Origin of the sequence: Streptomyces sp. NPDC058671, assembly GCF_042716475.1 — a bacterium.
Classification (GTDB): domain Bacteria; phylum Actinomycetota; class Actinomycetes; order Streptomycetales; family Streptomycetaceae; genus Streptomyces.
In genome coordinates, this window is the sequence record NZ_JBHXSA010000006.1 from 45,547 (window position 1) to 63,470 (window position 17,924).

At 68.9% G+C, this 17,924-nt stretch carries 13 protein-coding genes and 1 pseudogene; 6 read left to right on the forward strand and 8 right to left on the reverse strand.

The features are described 5' to 3' along the window. Positions 1–114: 114 nt before the first annotated feature. From ACFWV2_RS09310 to ACFWV2_RS09325, 4 genes are read right to left on the reverse strand one after another with little or no spacing between them, the layout of a single operon-like run. Positions 115–1,782, reverse strand: a complete 1,668-nt coding sequence (locus ACFWV2_RS09310; protein ID WP_384404134.1) for a glycoside hydrolase family 13 protein — start codon at positions 1,780–1,782, stop codon at positions 115–117. Positions 1,783–1,832: 50 nt separating this feature from the next. Further along, entirely contained in the window at positions 1,833–2,705 is an 873-nt protein-coding gene (locus ACFWV2_RS09315) for a sugar ABC transporter permease (RefSeq protein ID WP_384404643.1), read from the reverse strand. Continuing rightward, positions 2,699–3,712 carry a carbohydrate ABC transporter permease gene (locus ACFWV2_RS09320; protein ID WP_384404137.1) on the reverse strand — a complete coding sequence of 338 codons (1,014 nt, stop codon included), beginning with the start codon at positions 3,710–3,712 and terminating at the stop codon, positions 2,699–2,701. Before ACFWV2_RS09320 ends, ACFWV2_RS09315 begins: the two co-directional genes overlap by 7 nt. A gap of 19 nt (positions 3,713–3,731) precedes the next feature. Then, positions 3,732–5,009 carry an extracellular solute-binding protein gene (locus ACFWV2_RS09325; RefSeq protein WP_384404140.1) on the reverse strand — a complete coding sequence of 426 codons (1,278 nt, stop codon included), beginning with the start codon at positions 5,007–5,009 and terminating at the stop codon, positions 3,732–3,734. A 349-nt stretch (positions 5,010–5,358) separates the two neighbouring features. Between ACFWV2_RS09325 and ACFWV2_RS09330 the strand changes: the two genes are divergently transcribed. Together ACFWV2_RS09330 and ACFWV2_RS09335 are read left to right on the forward strand one after the other, a co-directional pair. Beyond that, positions 5,359–6,393 carry a LacI family DNA-binding transcriptional regulator gene (locus ACFWV2_RS09330; protein WP_384404143.1) on the forward strand — a complete coding sequence of 345 codons (1,035 nt, stop codon included), beginning with the start codon at positions 5,359–5,361 and terminating at the stop codon, positions 6,391–6,393. A 109-nt stretch (positions 6,394–6,502) separates the two neighbouring features. Then, positions 6,503–7,429 (forward strand): phosphatase PAP2 family protein, encoded by a 927-nt coding sequence (locus ACFWV2_RS09335; RefSeq protein WP_384404146.1) that lies wholly within the window; start codon positions 6,503–6,505, stop codon positions 7,427–7,429. Between the two features lie 88 nt (positions 7,430–7,517). Here the strand turns inward: ACFWV2_RS09335 and ACFWV2_RS09340 are convergent, their stop codons facing one another. Continuing rightward, entirely contained in the window at positions 7,518–10,505 is a 2,988-nt protein-coding gene (locus ACFWV2_RS09340) for a bifunctional [glutamine synthetase] adenylyltransferase/[glutamine synthetase]-adenylyl-L-tyrosine phosphorylase (protein WP_384404149.1), read from the reverse strand. A 303-nt stretch (positions 10,506–10,808) separates the two neighbouring features. Between ACFWV2_RS09340 and ACFWV2_RS09345 the strand changes: the two genes are divergently transcribed. From ACFWV2_RS09345 to ACFWV2_RS09355, 3 genes are all read left to right on the forward strand, one after another. Next, complete coding sequence (locus tag ACFWV2_RS09345; RefSeq protein WP_384404152.1) at positions 10,809–12,929, forward strand: PIG-L family deacetylase; 2,121 nt, start codon at positions 10,809–10,811, stop codon at positions 12,927–12,929. A gap of 96 nt (positions 12,930–13,025) precedes the next feature. Further along, entirely contained in the window at positions 13,026–13,526 is a 501-nt protein-coding gene (locus tag ACFWV2_RS09350; protein WP_384404155.1) for a pyridoxamine 5'-phosphate oxidase family protein, read from the forward strand. 9 nt (positions 13,527–13,535) lie between these two features. Continuing rightward, positions 13,536–13,967, forward strand: a complete 432-nt coding sequence (locus tag ACFWV2_RS09355; RefSeq protein WP_384404158.1) for a VOC family protein — start codon at positions 13,536–13,538, stop codon at positions 13,965–13,967. 10 nt (positions 13,968–13,977) lie between these two features. On the opposite strand, the gene ACFWV2_RS09360 is transcribed toward ACFWV2_RS09355, so the two are convergent. The 3 genes and pseudogenes from ACFWV2_RS09360 to ACFWV2_RS09370 all read right to left on the reverse strand — a co-directional run bounded on the left by ACFWV2_RS09360 (position 13,978) and on the right by ACFWV2_RS09370 (position 16,682). Further along, positions 13,978–14,472 carry a GNAT family N-acetyltransferase gene (locus ACFWV2_RS09360; protein WP_384404161.1) on the reverse strand — a complete coding sequence of 165 codons (495 nt, stop codon included), beginning with the start codon at positions 14,470–14,472 and terminating at the stop codon, positions 13,978–13,980. Between the two features lie 132 nt (positions 14,473–14,604). Beyond that, a pseudogene (locus ACFWV2_RS09365) lies at positions 14,605–14,691 on the reverse strand (glutamine synthetase); the annotation flags it as partial. 233 nt (positions 14,692–14,924) lie between these two features. Further along, entirely contained in the window at positions 14,925–16,682 is a 1,758-nt protein-coding gene (locus tag ACFWV2_RS09370) for a DUF262 domain-containing protein (RefSeq protein ID WP_384404163.1), read from the reverse strand. A 237-nt stretch (positions 16,683–16,919) separates the two neighbouring features. Between ACFWV2_RS09370 and ACFWV2_RS09375 the strand changes: the two genes are divergently transcribed. Next, on the forward strand, positions 16,920–17,702 hold the full coding sequence (locus tag ACFWV2_RS09375) for a hypothetical protein (protein ID WP_384404167.1): 783 nt from the start codon (positions 16,920–16,922) through the stop codon (positions 17,700–17,702). The last annotated feature ends 222 nt before the right edge of the window (positions 17,703–17,924 follow it).

The window sequence follows — 17,924 nt, forward strand, 5'->3', positions numbered from 1 at the left end:
CGCCCGCCTTCCCGTGGCGGCCCGGGCTGCGGGGGGCCGCGCCCCCCCCGGCGGGGGCGGCGTGGTCCGCGCGCCGGGGGGCGCCGTCCCCGGCCCCCCGCGGCAGGGGAATCGTCACACCGCCCACCAGACGGTGGTGTCGGCGGGCACTTCGGCCGCGTCGTCGACGATCTCGACCTCCTCGTTGGAGAGGAGGTACCGGCCGGGCAGCGGGACGGAGATGGCCCGGCCGGTGGTGTTGGCGGTGCAGACGAATCCGTCACGGCGGAAGGAGAGCACACCCTCGGGTGCCTCCAGCCACTCGACGGACTCGCCCGCACCGAGTCCGGGGCGCTCGCGACGGACGGCGAGCGCGCTGCGGTACAGCTCCAGGGTGGAGCCGGGGTCGCCGGTCTGCGCCTCGACGCTCAGCGCGCCCCAGGTCGCGGGCTGCGGCAGCCAGGAACCCCCGTCACCGAAGCCGTAGGAGGAGCCCTCGACGGTCCACGGGATCGGGACCCGGCAGCCGTCGCGGAAGCCGTCCTGGCCGCTGGCCCGCCAGAACGACGGGTCCTGCCGCACCTCGTCGGGCAGGTCGGTGACGTCCGGCAGACCGAGCTCCTCGCCCTGGTAGACGTAGGCCGAGCCGGGCAGGGCCAGCATCAGCAGGGTCGCGGCGCGGGCCCGGCGCAGGCCGAGTTCGCGGTCGCCGGCGGTGCGCAGCTGGGTGCCGAGGCCCGCCGGGTTGGCGAAGCGGGTGGCGTGCCGGGTGACGTCGTGGTTGGACAGCACCCAGGTGGTGGGGGCGCCGACCGGGCGCATCGCCTCCAGCGACTCGTCGATGACGCGTCGCAGCTCGGCCGCGTCCCAGTGGGTGCCCAGGTACTGGAAGTTGAAGGCCTGGTGCATCTCGTCGGGGCGCACGTAGTTCGCGGTGCGCGCGACGGTGGGCGTCCAGGCCTCGGCGACGAGGATGCGCTCGCCGTCGTACTCGGAGAGGACCTGCCGCCAGGAGCGGTAGACCTCGTGGACGCCGTCCTGGTCGAAGAAGGGCATGACGTCGTTGCCGAGCAGCTTCAGCTGGTCGTGGGCGCCGAGGTCGGGCAGGCCCTCGGCCTTGACGAGGCCGTGGGCGACGTCGACGCGGAAGCCGTCGACGCCCATGTCGAGCCAGAAGCGGAGGATGGAGCGGAACTCGTCGCGTACGGCGGGGTGTTCCCAGTTGAAGTCGGGCTGCTCCGGGGCGAACAGGTGCAGGTACCAGTCGCCGGGGGTGCCGTCCGGGTCCACGGTGCGGGTCCAGGCCGGGCCGCCGAAGATGGACTCCCAGTCGTTGGGCGGCAGTTCGCCGCTCGATCCCTTGCCGGGGCGGAAGTGGTAGCGCTCGCGCAGCGGTGACCCGGGGCCCTCGCGCAGCGCGCGCTGGAACCACTCGTGCTGGTCGGAGGAGTGGTTGGGCACCAGGTCGACGATGACGCGCAGGCCCAGGTCGTGGGCCTCGCGGATCATCGCGTCGGCGTCGAGGAGCGAGCCGAACATGGGGTCGATGGCCCGGTAGTCGGCGACGTCGTACCCCGCGTCGGCCTGCGGCGAGGCGTAGAACGGCGAGAGCCAGACGGCGTCGACGCCGAGGTCCTTGAGGTACGGCAGCCGGCGCCGGACGCCCTCCAGGTCGCCCATGCCGTCGCCGTTGCCGTCGGCGAAGCTGCGCGGGTAGACCTGGTAGATCACGGCGTCTCTCCACCAGCCCGTGTGCGTGCCGGTGGTCGGGGCGTCGGCCGGGGTGGCGAGATGCTGGGTCATGGCTTCCCTGGGAGGTAAGGAGGTGCGTACAGGAGGGGCGCTCAGGGCCGTCAGCCCTTGACGGCACCGGCGGACATGCCGGTGACCAGGTGCCGCTGGGCGAAGAGGAACACCAGGGCGGCGGGGACGGCGATCAGCACGGAGGCCGCTGCCATCGGGCCCCACTGGGCGCCGTACTGGTTGACGAACTTCTGCAGTCCGCCGGCCAGGGTGAGGTTCTCGTCGCCGACCATGAAGGCGGAGGCGTAGGCGACCTCGCCCCAGGCGGTGATGAAGGAGTAGAAGGCGGTGACGGCGATGCCCGGCTTGGCGAGCGGCAGGATCAGCCGCCAGAACGTGCCGAACGGGGTGAGCCCGTCGACGTAGCCGGACTCGTCGATCTCACGCGGGATGGTGTCGAAGAAGCCCTTCATCATCCACGCGCAGAAGGGGACGGCGATCGTCAGGTACGTGACGACCAGGCCGACCGGCTGGTTGAGCAGGCCCATCGACGCCATGATGTTGTAGATCGGCACGATGAGGACGGCGACCGGGAACATCTGGGTGATGAGCAGCGTCCACATCAGGCCGCGCTTGCCGGGGAAGCGGAAGCGGCTGACGGCGTAGCCCGTGGTGGCGGAGATGAAGACGCCGACGACGGTGGTGAGTCCGGCGACGAGCAGCGAGTTCCCGAACCAGGTGAGGAACGGGGTGTCGTTCAGCAGGTTCGTGTAGTTCTCGAACGTCGTCTCTTTGAAGAAGTCCGTGGTGATGGCGTACTTCGCGGGCTTCAGCGAGGTCAGCAGCACCCAGAGGACCGGGAAGACGGCGATCACCGACGCCACGACGAGCGTGACGTGCAGCGCGACCGAGGCGAGCGGCGAACGGCGGCCGCGGACCGGGAGGTTCGCGGTCTGCGGGGTGGGGGTCGTGGTGGTCACCAGACTTCTCCCTGCTTGCGGAGGACGCGCTGGTAGATCGCGGCGAAGATCATCAGGAGGACCAGGATGAGGACGCCCCACGTGGACGACTGGGCGAAGTCGCGCGGGCTGATCTCGAAGGAGAACTTGTACGCCTGGGTGACGAGGATCTGGGTGGCCTCGCCGGGTCCGCCCCGGGTGAGCAGGAAGATCACCGGGAACATGTTGAAGGTCCAGATGGTGGAGAGCAGGATCACCGTCGTCGACACCGCGCTGAGGCCGGGCATGGTGATGTGCCGGAAGCGCTGCCAGGCGTTGGCGCCGTCCATCTCGGCGGCCTCGTACAGCTCGCCGGGGATGGACTGGAGCCCGCCGAGGAGGGCGACCATCATGAACGGGACGCCGAGCCAGACGTTGACGAGGATGACCGAGAACTTGGCCCAGGTGGGGTCGTTCAGCCACGGGACCGCGTCGATGCCGCCGCCCGCGAGGAGCTTGTTGAGCAGACCGTTGTCCTGGTTGTAGAGGAAGCGCCAGGCGAAGACGGAGACGAAGCCGGGCACCGCCCAGGGCAGGATCAGCAGCATCCGGTAGACGGAGCGGCCGGCGATCCTGCGGTTGAGGACGTTGGCGAGGCTCAGGCCGAGGGCGAAGGTGATCGCCACGCAGGACACGGTCCACACGATCGTCCAGCCGAGCGTCCCGAGGAACTGCCCGCCGGAGAGCGCGTCGGCGTAGTTGTCGAGACCGACGAACTCGTAGGTGGCCGGGATCTCGTTGACCCCGATCGACCGTGCGACGTTCCGCTCGTTGGCGTTCGTCAGGGACAGGTAGACACCGCGGACCAGCGGGTAGCCGATGATCACGGCGATCACGACGGTGACCGGGGCGATCATCGCCCAGGCGTACCAGTGGGTGGAGAGGGAGCGCTTGGGCCCGCTCCGGGGCTTTCCAGTTCCGCGGCTCCGGCCGCGGGCGACGCTGTCGCCCGCGGCCTTCACCACCGACTGGCTGGGGGTGTCCACAGCCATCAGCCGGCCTGCCTTCCTGTTACTTCCAGTCCTTCAGGAGCTTGCGGTAGGAGTCACCCGTCGCCTTGGCTCCCGCGTCCGGGGTGGTCTGGCCGGTGAGGACCTTGGTGTACTCGGTGACGAGCGGCGCGAAGAGGCTGCCGGTCTCCGGGATCCAGGGGCGCTCGACGGCCTTGTCGACGACCGGCTTGAAGAAGGTGATCATCTCGTTGGTCGCCACGTCCGGCTTGATGTAGACGGACTGCCGGGTCGGGAGGAGGCTGAGCTCCTTCGCGACCGTCGCCTGCGTCTCGGCCGAGGTCATGTACTCGGTGAAGGCGTAGGAGGCGGCGAGGTTCTTGGAGCCCGCGTAGACGGCGAGGTTGTGACCGCCCTGCGGGGCGCCCTGACCGGCCGAACCGGCCGGGACCGGGGCGATGCCCAGGTTGGCCTTGTCGGTGAACTCCTTGCCGGCGTGGGTGTCGGAGACGGCCCAGGGGCCGTTGATGATCATGGCGACCTTGCCGTCCTTGAAGGCCGTCTGCATGTTGTTCCAGCCGTCGGTCGCGTCGGTCTTGGCCGCGCCCGAGTCGACCAGGTCCTTGACGACCTTGAAGGCCTTCACACCGGCGGCGTTGTCGACGGTGATCGTCTTCTTCTCGGCGTCGACGAGGTCGCCGCCCTCGCCGTACAGGAAGGAGAGGAACCAGTAGGCGTCGTCGCCGCGCAGGTACAGGCCGGGGTTGCCGGTCTTCTGCTTGATCTTGGCGGAGACGGTCTTGAGCTCGTCGATGGTCTTGGGGACCGCGACACCGGCCTCCTTGAAGATCTTCTTGTTGTAGAAGATGCCCATGGAGTCGATGACCTGCGGCACCGCGTACGTCTTGCCGTTGTACTTGGTGGAGGCCGCGGCCTGCTCCAGGAAGTCGTCCGACTCCTTCAGGGCCGGGGTGCCGTCGAGCGGGGCCAGGTAGCCGAGGTCCGCGAACTCGGGGGTCCAGGCGACCTCGGAGCGGATGACGTCGGGTGCGCCGGAGCCGGACTGGGCGGCGTTCTTGAACTTGTTCTGCGCCTCACCGAACGGCACGTTCACGTACTTGACGGTGACCTTCGGGTGCTTCTTCTTGAAGTCCTCGGCGACCTTCTTGAAGACCTTGTCCTCGGAGCCGACCGTGGAGGTGTCCCACCAGGTCACGGTTCCGGAGAGCTCGCCCGAACTCGTCGAGCCGCCGCCGTTCGAACCGCTGTCGCTCCCGCACGCCGCCAGGGTCACGCCCAGTGCCGCGACCAGCGCGGTGGCCGCTATGCCACGCCGCATGTGAACTCCTTCAACTGATCCCGGGGGGACGAGGGGCTGGAACCTTCCTCATGCGACCGCTCCCTCGCGGCGCTCCGGGTTGCCAGGAACGTAACAGGGATGAAAACGCGCCGAAAGACCTTGCGGGAACTTTCTGCAAGGACCGGGGATCGTTACATCCGCGTGTCCCTAAGGTTGCCATCGGATCGCTTGACAGCAGCTGGAAGAGGGCTCCAGCGGGGCGCACAGGCCGCCACGCGCGCCCCCGGGCGTCGCCTACGCGCCCCGCAATTCCTGCAAGACCTTGCGAGGTGGCTTGCATCACCCGGTCGGTGGGCAATACGCCCGGTGACCGGTACAGTCCATCCTCATGACCGCGCGGCTCTCCGACATCGCAGCCCAGGCGGGGGTCAGTGAGGCCACAGTCAGCCGCGTGCTCAACGGCAAGCCGGGCGTGGCCACCGCCACCCGCGAGTCCGTCCTTGCCGCGCTCGACGTGCTCGGCTACGAGCGGCCCGTACGACTGCGCCAGCGCAGCGCGGGGCTCGTCGGCCTCATCACCCCCGAACTCGACAACCCGATCTTCCCCGCGCTCGCGCAGGTCATCGGGCAGGCCCTGACCCGGCAGGGCTACACGCCGGTCCTCGCCACCCAGACCCCCGGCGGGTCCACCGAGGACGAGCTCACCGACATGCTGGTGGAGCGCGGTGTCGCCGGCATCATCTTCGTCTCCGGACTGCACGCCGACACCACCGCCGACATGACGCGCTACGACCAGCTGCGCGGCAAGGGCGTCCCGTACGTCCTGCTCAACGGCTTCTCCCCCAAGGTCCAGGCGCCCTTCGTCTCCCCCGACGACCGGGCGGCGATGCGGCTCGCGGTGACGCACCTGGCCGCGCTCGGGCACACCCGGATCGGGCTCGCCGTCGGACCGAAGCGGTTCGTGCCGGTGCTCCGCAAGATAGAGGGCTTCCAGAAGGGCATGGAGGAGCGGCTCGGTCTCGGACCGGAGGAGTCGGAGGAGCTGATCCAGCACTCCCTCTACACCCTGGAGGGCGGCCAGGCCGCGGCCGGGGCGCTGATCTCCCGGGGCTGCACGGCGGTCGTCTGCGCGAGCGACATGATGGCGCTCGGCGCGATCCGGGCCGCCCGGCAGCAAGGGCTCGACGTCCCCCGGGACGTCTCCGTCGTCGGCTTCGACGACTCGCCCCTCATAGCCTTCACCGATCCGCCGCTGACCACCATCCGGCAGCCCGTGCAGGCGATGGGACAGGCCGCGGTCCGCGCGCTGCTCGAAGAGGTGGGCGGCACTCCGGCCCCGCACTCCGAGTTCGTGTTCATGCCCGAGCTGGTCGTCCGCGGGTCCACCGCCTCGGCCCCGACCGCCGTCCGTCCCTCCGTCTGACCCCTGCGCATCCGCCCTCGGACGTCCTTCCCGAGGAGGACCGGGTGCGCCCCGAACCCGTCCGGGGGATGATCGGTCGGGGGGAAGGGATCTGGCAGACTCTCTCCCTATGGGTGAAACGACCGTGAAGAGTTTGGAAAACCGGACGACCCCGTCGTCACCCATCGTGGCCGACGGCAGGTTCGCGCGCCTGCGCGCGAGCACGCCCCGGCGCCCCACGATCTGGTTCGAGATCCTGCTCATCGCGGTGAGCTACTGGACGTACTCCCTCATCCGCAACGCGGTGCCGGAGCAGAAGACCCAGGCGCTGAAGAACGCCGACTGGATCTGGCGGGCCGAGGAGTCCGTCGGTCTCGCCTTCGAGCACGCCGTCAACCACGCCGTGAACTCGGTGACCTGGCTGATCGTGTCGATGAACTACTACTACGCCACCCTGCACTTCGTCGTGACCATCGGCGTGCTCGTGTGGCTGTACCGATGGCACCCGGGCCGTTACGCGGCGTTCCGCACGGTCCTCTTCGCCACCACCGGTGTGGCCCTGGTCGGTTACTACCTGTACCCGCTCGCACCGCCCCGGCTCATGAACGGCCAGAACTTCATCGACACGGTGCTCGTGCACCAGACCTGGGGCTCGATGGCCTCGGGCAACCTCAAGCACGTGTCGAACCAGTACGCGGCCATGCCGTCGATGCACATCGGCTGGTCGCTCTGGTGCGGTCTGACGATCTTCCTGCTCGCCAAGGCGCCGTGGGCGAAGATCCTGGGCGTGCTCTACCCGGTGGCGACGCTGGTCGTGATCGTCGCCACCGCGAACCACTTCTGGCTGGACGCGGTCGGCGGCCTGGTCTGCCTGGCCTTCGGCTTCCTCGTCTCGTACTTCTGGTACGGCTCCCGGCCGCACCACCTGCCCAAGCTGGTGGAACCGGCCCCCGGGGCGGTGCCGCGGAGGGCCCCGGCCCCGGCGGCGGATCCCGCCCGCGAGACCGAGTCGGCCGACGGGACGGCGGAGCAGCCGCGGGTCGGCTCCGGCAGGTGACCCGGCGGCCGGTGACGGCTGGCCGGCCCGGCGCGACCGCCGTGTGCGTGGTCGTCCCCTCCAGGGCCCTCACCTGCGGTGAGCGCTGTCACGCCCCGTAGAACAGCTCCTCCACGACCGCCCTGGCCCTGCGCGTGATCCGCCGGTAGTCGTCGACCATCTCGCCGACGCGCCCCGGCCCGTACCCCAGGTAGCGCCCCACCGCCGCGAGTTCGCGCGGCTCCGAGGGGAAGGTGTCGCCGGGCCGGCCGCGCACCAGCATGACCGCGTTACGGACCCGGGTGGCCAGGACCCACGCCTCGTCCAGGGTCTGCGCCTCCTCCGTCGCGATCAGACCGGCCGCGTTCGCCGCCCTGAGCGCCTCACGGGTACGGGGGGTCCGCAGCCCCGGCTCCGCCCAGCCGTGCCGCATCTGGAACAGCTGGACCGTCCACTCGACGTCACTGAGGCCGCCGCGCCCCAGCTTCGCGTGGAGCGTGGGGTCGGCGCCGCGCGGCAGCCGCTCCGACTCCATGCGGGCCTTGAGCCGGCGGATCTCGCGGACCGCGTCCTCACCGAGGCCCTCGGCCGGATAGCGCAGCGGGTCGACGAGCTCGATGAACCGGTCCGCCAGCTCCCGGTCTCCCGCCATGGGCTCGGCCCGTAGCAGCGCCTGGCTCTCCCAGACGAGCGACCAGCGGCGGTAGTAGGCCGCGTACGACTTCAGGGTGCGGACCATCGGGCCGCTCTTGCCCTCCGGCCTGAGGTCCGCGTCGATCAGCAACGGCGGGTCGGCCGTCGGCACCTGGAGGAGCCGGCGCATCTCCGCGACCACCCGGTTCGCGGCCCGCGCGGCCTCCTGCTCGTCGACCCCCTCACGCGGCTCGTGCACGAACAGGACGTCGGCGTCGGAGCCGTACCCGAGCTCGTGCCCCCCGAAGCGGCCCATGCCGATGACCGCGAACCGGGTCGGCAGCTCCCCGCCCCACTCGGCCCGCACGGCGGCCCGCAGGGCCCCGGCGATCGTCACCGCGTTGAGATCCGTGACGGACTCCCCCACCCGGTCGACCAGCGCCCCCGGATCGATCTCCCGGGGGCTGTCCTCCGTGCCGTACGAGCCGATGAGGTCGGCCGCGGCGGTACGGAACAGCTCCCTGCGGCGCACCCCGCGGGCCGCCGCCACGGCCTGCTCGGCGTCGCCCGCGCGGCCCACCGCCGCCAAAACCTCCTGCTCCAGATGGTCCCGGCCGCGCGGCTTCAGGCCCTCCGGGTCACCGAGCAGCGCGACCGCCTCGGGGGCGCGGAGCAGCAGGTCGGGGGCGAGCCGCCCGGCGGAGAGGACCCGGGCGAGGTTCTCGGCGGCGGCGCCCTCGTCGCGGAGCAGCCGCAGGTACCAGGGCGTCTTGCCGAGGGCGTCCGACACCTTGCGGAAGCCGAGCAGGCCGGCGTCCGGGTCCGCCGAGTCCGCGAACCAGCCGAGCAGCACCGGGAGCAGCGTCCGCTGGATCGCGGCCTTCCGGCTCACCCCGGAGGCCAGTGCCTCCAGGTGACGCAGGGCGGCGGCGGGGTCCTCGTACCCCAGCGCTTCGAGCCGTTGTCCGGCCGCCTTCGGGCTGAGCCGGATCTCGCCGGGGGCGAGCTGGGCCACCGCGTCGAGCAGCGGCCGGTAGAAGATCTTCTCGTGGAGGCGGCGGACGACCGCCGCGTGCCGCTTCCACTCCTTGTTCAGCGCGGCGACCGGGTCGGTGCGCAGGCCGAGCGAGCGGGCGAGGCGCCGCAGGTCGGCCTCGTCCTCGGGGACGAGGTGGGTGCGGCGCAGCCGGTACAGCTGGATGCGGTGCTCCATGGCCCGAAGGAAGCGGTACGCCTCGTCGAGCTGCGCCGCGTCGGCCCGGCCGACGTATCCGCCGGCGGCGAGGGCGGCGAGCGCGTCGAGGGTGGTGCCGCTGTGCAGTCCGGCGTCGCTGCGGCCGTGCACGAGCTGGAGGAGCTGGACGGCGAACTCGACGTCCCGCAGACCGCCGGGGCCGAGCTTCAGCTCGCGGTCGACCTGGGCGGCCGGGATGTTGTCGACGACCCGGCGGCGCATCTTCTGCACGTCGGGGACGAAGTTCTCCCGCTCGGTGGCCTGCCAGACCAGCGGGGAGACGGCGTCGATGTACTGGGCGCCGAGCTCGGCGTCGCCCGCGACGGCGCGCGCCTTCAGCAGCGCCTGGAACTCCCAGGTCTTCGCCCAGCGCTGGTAGTAGGCGAGATGGGACGAGAGGGTGCGGACGAGGGGGCCGTTGCGGCCCTCGGGGCGCAGATTGGCGTCGACCGGCCAGATGGTGCCCTCGACGGTGGTCTCCGAGCAGATCCGCATCAGATGCGCGGCGAGCCTGCTCGCCGCCTGGATGGCCTTGCCCTCGTCGGCGCCCTCCGCCGGCTCCCCGACGAAGATCACGTCGACGTCGGAGACGTAGTTCAGCTCGTGGCCGCCGCACTTGCCCATCGCGATCACGGCCAGCCGGCACAGGGCGGCGTCGTCGGGCGCGGCGGTACGGGCGAGGCTGAGCGCGGCGCGCAGGGTCGCCGTGGCCAGGTCGGCGAGTTCGGCGGCGGTCTCGGCGACGTCGATGGTGCCGCACACGTCACGGGCCGCGATGGCGAGGAGGCAGCGGCGGTAGGCGACCCGCAGCGAGACCGCGTCGACGGCGTCGGCGAGCCCCCGCTCGAACTCCGCGATCCCCGGGTGCAGGTCCACCGCCTCGTACGTGACGAGGGACTCCCAGTCGCGGGGGTGACGGGCCAGGTGGTCGGCGAGCGCCTCCGAGGCGCCGAGCACCCCGAGGAGCCGGTCCCGGAACGGCTTGGCGGAGAGCAGCGTGGTCGTGAACCTCTGCCGCTCGGCCTCGGGCTGCGCCTCGACCAGGCGCACCAGGCCGCGCAGGGCGAGGTCGGGGTCGGCGGTGGCGCCCAGGGCGTCGAGAAGGACGGGGTCGCCGCGCAGGGCGGAGAGCTCGGGCAGGTCCAGGAGCCGCTCGGCGGCGGAGGGGGCGGTGAAGCCGTGCCGCAGCAGACGGGAGAAGGTGCTGCTTCTACGTCCGGGCACCGTCATTCCGCCGCTCCCTCCGAGCAGGTCAGCCCCGGGGTGGGGCCGGGCGGATCGAGCCTATCCGGAGTGGGGGACGGGAGCGTCGGGGCCTTCGGTTCGCAGAGGATCACACGTGACGTCTCGCACATTGATCGCTTTTCGGGGCCGATGAACCGTATTTCTTGAAAGTCCGTCTTGGCGGGGAGAAGGCCCGTCCCACCGGGACGGGCCTCTTCCACCTGTCCGTCCCGGTCGCCCACCCGACCCTCGCCGCCCGTCCGTTACCCGTCGCCTGTCCGCCCCTTGCTCGAAAGCGCGCCGCCGAACATGTCTGTCCGCCCCCGCCGTCGTCTCCTCCCGTCCCGCCGCAGGACCGCCTCCGTGGTGGTGACGGCCGCCCTGGTGGGCGGCACCTTCGCCGGACTGCTGTCGGTGACGGGAGCGCCACGGACGCCGACGGCACAGGCGGCGGAGCCGAGGACGACGGCGGAGGCGGACCGACCTCAGGCCCGAGCGGCACAGCCGGGGGCGGAGGCGCCCGCGCCGCCGTCCCCGACGCCTTCCGAGCCCGCCCGGCCCCGGAAGGCGCCCGCCTCCGTGGTGCAGATCGTGGCGCACCCGGACGACGACCTGTTCTTCATGAACCCGGACATATCCCAGTCGATCCGCTCCGGCCACCCCCTGACCTCGGTCTACCTCACGGCAGGTGAGTCGGACGGTGTCAACGCGCGCCCGCGCGACGCCGCGGCGGCCGAGCCCGACAAGGCGGAGTACGCCGAGGCCCGGCAGAACGGCATCCGCGCCGCGTACGCCGAGATGGCGACCGGCAGCCGCACCAGCCCCTGGGAGCGGGTCGCGATACCCACGGCCGGCGGCGCGACGGCCGAACTGGACATCCTGCGCGCACAGCCGCAGGTCACGCTGGTGTGGCTGCAGCTGCGCGAGGCCGGTTCGATCAACGCCGACCGTCCGCACAGCCTCAACGGCCTCTGGAACGGCCGCGTCACCGCCCTGGAGTCCCAGCGCTCCTCCGGCACCCCGGTCGGCGCCGACTTCACGTACACGAAGGACCAGGTCGTCGCCACGATCACGGGGCTGCTCGACCGCTTCCGGCCGACGTTCGTACGGATGCAGGACCCGAGCCCCGGCAAGGACCCGAAGAGCGGGAAGCTCAGGGACCACCAGGACCACCTGTACGGGGCGAGGTTCACCCAGGCCGCGCTCGCCCGGTACGCCGACGTCCCCGGGCATCCGCGCGTCGGCGTGCAGAACTACCTCGGCTACCCCACCAGCGTCCTGCCGCACACGCTCGACCCCGAGACGGCGGGCGCGAAGCTGAAGACGATGGAGACGTACGCCTGGCTGGACGGCGTCAACGACTGCGGGACGCCCGCCGGCTGCGGGGACCTGAAGGTGGCGGCGCGGCCCGCCGGGCGGGGCTGGACCCAGACCGTGCGGTACGCCCGCGGCACCTCCACCTCCTGGGTGCAGCGGGACCGGGACGGCGGCCTCCACGCGTTCTCCGTGCTCGACGGACACCTCGCCGCCTGGCGCAAGCCGGCGACCGGCACCGCCTGGCGCGGCCCGACTCTGCTGCCCGGCGGCGGCCTGGACAGCGGGGTCACCTCGGTGACGCTGCCCGACGGCCGTATCGCGGTGTTCGGCACCCGGACGGTGCTCGCGGGCGGGCCCGCCGACTACCGCCGCGAGGTGGTGACCACCGCGCAGGCGGCGCCGGGCGGCGCCTTCGGCCCGTGGTCCTCGCTCGGCACGCCCGAGCGGGAGGACGCCCGGGGCACCTCGGACATCAGCGCGCCCGCCGTGACCGTGGCCGCCGACGGCCGGGCGACCCTGCTGCTGCGGGACAGCCTCCACCGTCTGGCGGTCCGCGAGCAGCGCGCGGACGGCGGCTGGGGTCCGTGGCGGACGCTCGGCGGCACGGACGTGTACGGCGACCCGGTCGCGGCGACGGACGCGGCCGGGCGCGGCTATGTCTTCGCGAGCACCCCGAGCACCGTCCTGACGTGGGCGCAGCGCCACCCCGGCGGGCGGTTCACCGGACCGACCCGGACGGGGCTGCCGCCGACGACGCTGGCGCTGAGCGCGAGCGCGGCTCCGGACGGCGACGGCGTACGGCTCTGGTTCCGCAAGCCGGCCTCCGGGGACCTCCGGAGCGCCGACTTCTCGGGCGCGGGCCCGGTCTCCCCGGTCACCGAGCTGCCGGGCGCGGGAGTCGCCGGCTTCGGGCCGGTGAGCGGCGGCGACGGCCTGCTCGCGGTCCGGTCGCGGACCGGTTTCCTGGCGACGGCGCCGCACGGCAGGGCGGGGGCCCGGCCGGTGTGGCGGCTGGAGCGGTTCCTGTTCGCGGGGGCGCCGGACGCGGGGACGGACGGGGTGGCGGCGATCGGCCTGGACGGCAGGCTGCACTGGACTCCGGCGGACCGATGAGTTGGTGGGCGCCGACGGGTCGTAGGGAGAGAGGCACCCAGGCGCACCTCCCGGTACGCCTGCCGGTGCGCGACCGGCCCGGCGAAAGGAACGGCGATGAACCCGCGGACTTCCCTGGACCCCCGCTTCAGCGACCCGGAGGCCGCCCCGGCGTCCTGGCCGGACGCCGCCGCCCGGCTCGCATCGGCCGAGGTCTTCTGGCTGACGACCGTACGTCCCGACGGCCGCCCCCACGTCACGCCGCTGATCGCGGTGTGGTCGGACGGCGCGCTCCACTTCTGCACCGGCCCCGACGAACGCAAGGCCCACAACCTGGCGGGCAACCCGTCGGTCGTCCTCACCACGGGCACGCCCACGCTCGGCGAGGGCTTCGACCTGGTGGTGGAGGGCGAGGCGGAGCGGGTGACGGATGAGGGCCGGCTGGCGGTGCTCGCGGAGGCGTACGTGGGGAAGTACGGGCCGGACTGGCGGTTCGAGGTGCGCGAGGGCGCGTTCGTGGGCGACGGTGGTACGGCCCTGGTGTTCGCGGTCGTGCCCCGCACGGTCTTCGGCTTCGCCAAGGGCGACCCCTTCGGCCAGACCCGCTGGCGTTTCTGAGGAGAACCCATGAACTGGACCCTGGAAGTCGTGCCCGTACCCGTCACCGACATGGACCGGGCAAAGGAGTTCTACGGCGACAGGTGCGGCTTCAAGATCGACCTGGACGACGAGGTGGCGCCGGGCATCCGCATCATCCAGGCGACCCCGCCGGGCTCGCGCTGTTCGATCGCGATGATCAGCGGGATGCCGTCGATGCCGGGCACGAAGAACATGGCGCCGGGCAGCCTCCAGGGCCTCCAGCTCTGCGTCACCGACATCGAGGCGGCCCGCCGGGAGCTCGTGGACCGGGGCGTCGACGTCACCCCGATCCGGCACGTCGGCGCGACGGGCTGGGAGGACGGCAAGGGCGACACCTGGAACTCGTTCATGGCCTTCGAGGACCCGGACGGCAACGGCTGGGTCGTCCAGGAGGCCCCGTCGGAGCTGTCGGAACGCTGAGGCCGGCGCCTCAGAGCGCCAGGTAGAAGTGGCGGAGCTTCTCGTCCTCCGCCACGCACGGCATCCCCGCGGCCTCCATGACCTTGTGCGAGGCCGGGTTGTCCAGGTGGGCGTCACCCCTCACCCCGGCGGCGCCGGCCACGCGGGCGATCTCGACGAGCGCCCGCAGCGCCTCGGAGGCGTACCCCTTGCCCCGCTCCCCCGGCACGACCCCGTACCCGACGGTCACGACCCCGAGGTCGTCCGGCGGCCCGTGGAACCCGATCCCGCCGACGACGACGGCGCTCTCCGGGAGCCGTATCTCGTACGCCCGGTACACCCCGGGATCACCGCGATCGGCGACCCCCCGCAGGAACCCGGTGCACCCGCGGACGTCCCCGTCCTGCGGATACCCCTCGGCCCACCGGTCACCGGCCCCCGGCTCCCGGGCGACGACACGCTCGGCGCCGTCCACGCTCAACGGATGCAACAGAAGCCGCGCGGTGGCGACGGAAGGGATCTTCACCGGTGCAGTCTGAACGGCCCGGCACTCCCCGGCAACGCATTTCATCCGGAGCCGGGCCGGGCCCTAGAGGCGCGTACGGGGAAAAGACCCGGGGCCGACGGGTGTGCCGTCGGCCCCGGGCGCGCAGGGTGCTCACAGCACCGGCAGGTTCTTCCGCAGCTCGAAGGCCGTGACCTCGGAGCGGTACTCCTCCCACTCCTGCTTCTTGTTGCGGAGGAAGTGACGAGAGGCGCCGCCGATCTCAGGCAAGTCCTGTTGATCCAGGTCGCAGTGACCAGGGACCGGTGACTAGCGGTGGGTGTTGGCGACCCTGGGCCGCCCTCGGACGGCCCGGAGACGGCCCGGCTCTCCGCTGCTCGTCGGTCTCGCCAACAGCGGCACTACTTCTCGCCGTCCCGCTCCAGCACCAGACCGACAGACCCGCCCTCCAGCCCGTTGCTGTCCTTGTGGAACTAGGACCATGCCCCCGCATCGGGCCACAGCTCAAGAGCAATCTTTGCCATTTCAGCCTGCCGCGCACGAATACCTTGACGACTCCACTGCTCCCGCTCCGAGTCCCACAACCGCTCGATTCCAGTGCTAGCGGCGACAAGCAGGGTGGACCCTTCATACTGATGCGATTTCTCGGGATAAGTCAGATTCATCAGTTCCGGATTTCTTCTACCGCTCAGCAGAGTCAGGTTTCCGAGTCGATGAACCCATGCCTCGTGTTCGTCCAGTCGGATCTGCGGGGCGGGCTGCGGAGGGTAGATACTTTCGATGTGAACCCTCGCCGACCCCACTGGGAAAACATCGTCAATGTCAGCCTCGGCACGCAGCTTCCCCTCGATCTTTGTAAGGATATATCTAGCTTGCGAAGGCTTCGAAAGACTGGCTTCCTCGAACGCTGACTGAAAAGTATCATTGTCGGGGATCCAGCTACAGACGCGGCGCATGATCGAAGAACATCCCGCACCTCCCGAAAACTCTTTGGCCACTCCAAAGATATTCTCTTCGAGCACAGTTGATTCCCGCGTCCCAATTACGGTCCAGCGAACGTAGTAGCTCAAGCACGCCTCAATAAGATCCTGCAATTGGGCATAGTCGTTACGCTCCGAGGCCGCCAAAAGCAATGGATGCAACGCATCTGCACCTAGTGCCTTAATGTCCAACAAGGCACTATCGAATTCCTCAACGCCTGTTGAGCAATGAATCAGGTCAACATAGCGCAGGGACGCGCTTTCCAGCTCGGCAGCAAATGCTTTAGGGGAGTAGACCTGCGGAATTTTAGAGAAATCCCTACTCAACTCCCCCCGAATTGCAGCATAGAGACTGTGAGACTTAACATCTCCGTGCCGAGCGACCCAAAAATGCCGCAAGAATCTTTCAATTTCTTCCCGCTTCTCAAAGTTATCTAGGAGCACTCTCCATGTATCATTCACTCGCTGCTTAGATGACTCCTCAGAGCTTTTCTCCATCAGAAAGTTTCGCACTAGGTCCACAGTAGAGAGGTCCTTGCCGCGCGAATTGATTGTTTCGAAAACCTCGTTAGCGTCACTCGATGTGGGTGTCTGGATTTCGACGAATACCAAGCCTTGAATTAGGCATTCATACAAAGAGTCGAGCCAATCCAGGCGAGAGTCTTCGTCCGGGAATACAGCAAGCTCTCCAGTCACTTTGCTTTCAAAGTTAGAGTAGGCCTCCTGGATAAGCTTATGCGATGGGCGCTTACGCTCCTCGGATCCCCTAGCGCTTCCCGATGTTTCATTCCAATCTTGAATGAAATCACGGAAAAAATCTCGATCAAACAAAGATAGCGCCAAAAAATACTCCATAGGCTCCCGACGGCCAGCCTTCCTAGCAATGTAGTCTCGCTGCATATTATTCGCCGTCGCGCGAGATTCGGGAGAACCCATCCTCCAAAGGATGTCTCGAATTACTGCGATCAGAATCGTGGAGGTAGTTAGACGCTGCTGCCCGTCGAGCAGAGACCTCCCCTTCTTGTGCTCGTCCACGATCGTAACGATGGGGCCGATGAAATACTCGGAGTCTGCCTCCCTTCCGGTGGCCCTGGCAGTCCTAAACTTCTGGATATCCGCCCAGTACGTGTCCACCTCCTTCTTGGACCACGCATACTGACGTTGGCTGTCGTCCGGAACTGTGACCACCGGATTATTGGCTCCAATTAGCTGACCGAGCGTTTGGCGCATTGCATGCTTGATGATGGCCATAGATATCTCCGGGAAGTGGCTACGACGGCGGCTGGCTGATGCTACCGCGATGACGGCAAGGCAGAAAGCTCATCAGCGAGATGGGCTGGGTGACACCGCACTCTCCCGCCTAGTGGGCTACGCCGCGTTCTACCTACAAGGAAGTCCACGGTTCCCCCGCCAGAGGTACTGATTGAGTGCTATCGTCACAGCACTCGCCCGACGCCCGGGTTCTAACAGGCATGCACGAGGGAAGAAATGAGCTTTTCTAGCGAAAACACTGCGGCACATCATCTGCACACTCTACTTTCCCAGGTGCAGGGTTCGGGAAAAAACACTCTGGCAGACGGCTGGTCCTTTGCTCTTGATGCCCCGTGGGATTCTGCAGAGTTCACAAAGAGGCATGCGGAAGTCGTCCACCTTATGGTTACGACAATCGAACAGCTAAACGCACTGCCTGAACGAGCTCGGGATCGGACCCTCCGATACGTCAACTCGTGGTGGCACTCCCTGGTTCAACCTCAGGCAAACTGGACCGACGCGTCAAGGCCGGCAAGCACCATCATCAAGCAAGACATGCTTGACCATCTAGAGGCCACTGCGGACCTTATTGCTGGAAACCTCGTGGGGTCCATTGCTGCTCCACGCGGGATCGATATCGAAGGAATGGAACAGCAGTGCCGAGAGTGGCTTGACCTCCTTCGTGGAATGGAGGATGGTGAAATCTCAGGGCCGGTTCGCGATGGGTTGATCTCGCAAATCGAGCACCTGATCTGGTTGATTGAAAATGTTGAACTGTTCGGTGGCGCCCGCGTTGCTTCTGAAGCAAGTCGCGTAATCGGCTCACTAGCAGAAGCCTCAGCTACGATGGAGAACGCCAATCCCGGAACGGTTAACCGTTGGAAAAAGGGTTGGCTTGCTCTAATCGCTGTATGTGTAGCATTTAACGGTGGCGTGGCAGTGGTGCAGGAATCAATCGACTCAGGCACTTCCATCGTGAAGGAGATCACTGGGGTGGTGCAAGACATTCAGGGCCCCTAGTCGCGTCAAAGGATTCCGGGGCGGTGGTGCTTGGGCTGGATCTGCTCTGGCGAGTGATCATGGTTCCGTAAGCTCCTGGAGCGACGGACACTCTGCGGACCTGCCGGTAAGGCACCTCGTTTTGAACATGAAGTCTGGGCTCAACAGGCCTACTTAGCTCGCTAAAGCCGACCGTCTCAGCCAAAGGTGCGTCCACCACCCACCAACCCAAACTGTCGGGCC

Bases quoted from the DNA above. Each gene is read 5' to 3' on its own strand.
- ACFWV2_RS09310 (WP_384404134.1), bottom strand. From the start codon at position 1,782: ATGACCCAGCATCTCGCCACCCCGGCCGACGCCCCGACCACCGGCACG.
- ACFWV2_RS09320 (WP_384404137.1), bottom strand. From the start codon at position 3,712: ATGGCTGTGGACACCCCCAGCCAGTCGGTGGTGAAGGCCGCGGGCGAC.
- ACFWV2_RS09325 (WP_384404140.1), bottom strand. From the start codon at position 5,009: ATGCGGCGTGGCATAGCGGCCACCGCGCTGGTCGCGGCACTGGGCGTG.
- ACFWV2_RS09330 (WP_384404143.1), top strand. From the start codon at position 5,359: ATGACCGCGCGGCTCTCCGACATCGCAGCCCAGGCGGGGGTCAGTGAG.
- ACFWV2_RS09335 (WP_384404146.1), top strand. From the start codon at position 6,503: ATGGGTGAAACGACCGTGAAGAGTTTGGAAAACCGGACGACCCCGTCG.
- ACFWV2_RS09340 (WP_384404149.1), bottom strand. From the start codon at position 10,505: ATGACGGTGCCCGGACGTAGAAGCAGCACCTTCTCCCGTCTGCTGCGG.
- ACFWV2_RS09345 (WP_384404152.1), top strand. From the start codon at position 10,809: ATGTCTGTCCGCCCCCGCCGTCGTCTCCTCCCGTCCCGCCGCAGGACC.
- ACFWV2_RS09350 (WP_384404155.1), top strand. From the start codon at position 13,026: ATGAACCCGCGGACTTCCCTGGACCCCCGCTTCAGCGACCCGGAGGCC.
- ACFWV2_RS09355 (WP_384404158.1), top strand. From the start codon at position 13,536: ATGAACTGGACCCTGGAAGTCGTGCCCGTACCCGTCACCGACATGGAC.
- ACFWV2_RS09370 (WP_384404163.1), bottom strand. From the start codon at position 16,682: ATGGCCATCATCAAGCATGCAATGCGCCAAACGCTCGGTCAGCTAATT.
- ACFWV2_RS09375 (WP_384404167.1), top strand. From the start codon at position 16,920: ATGAGCTTTTCTAGCGAAAACACTGCGGCACATCATCTGCACACTCTA.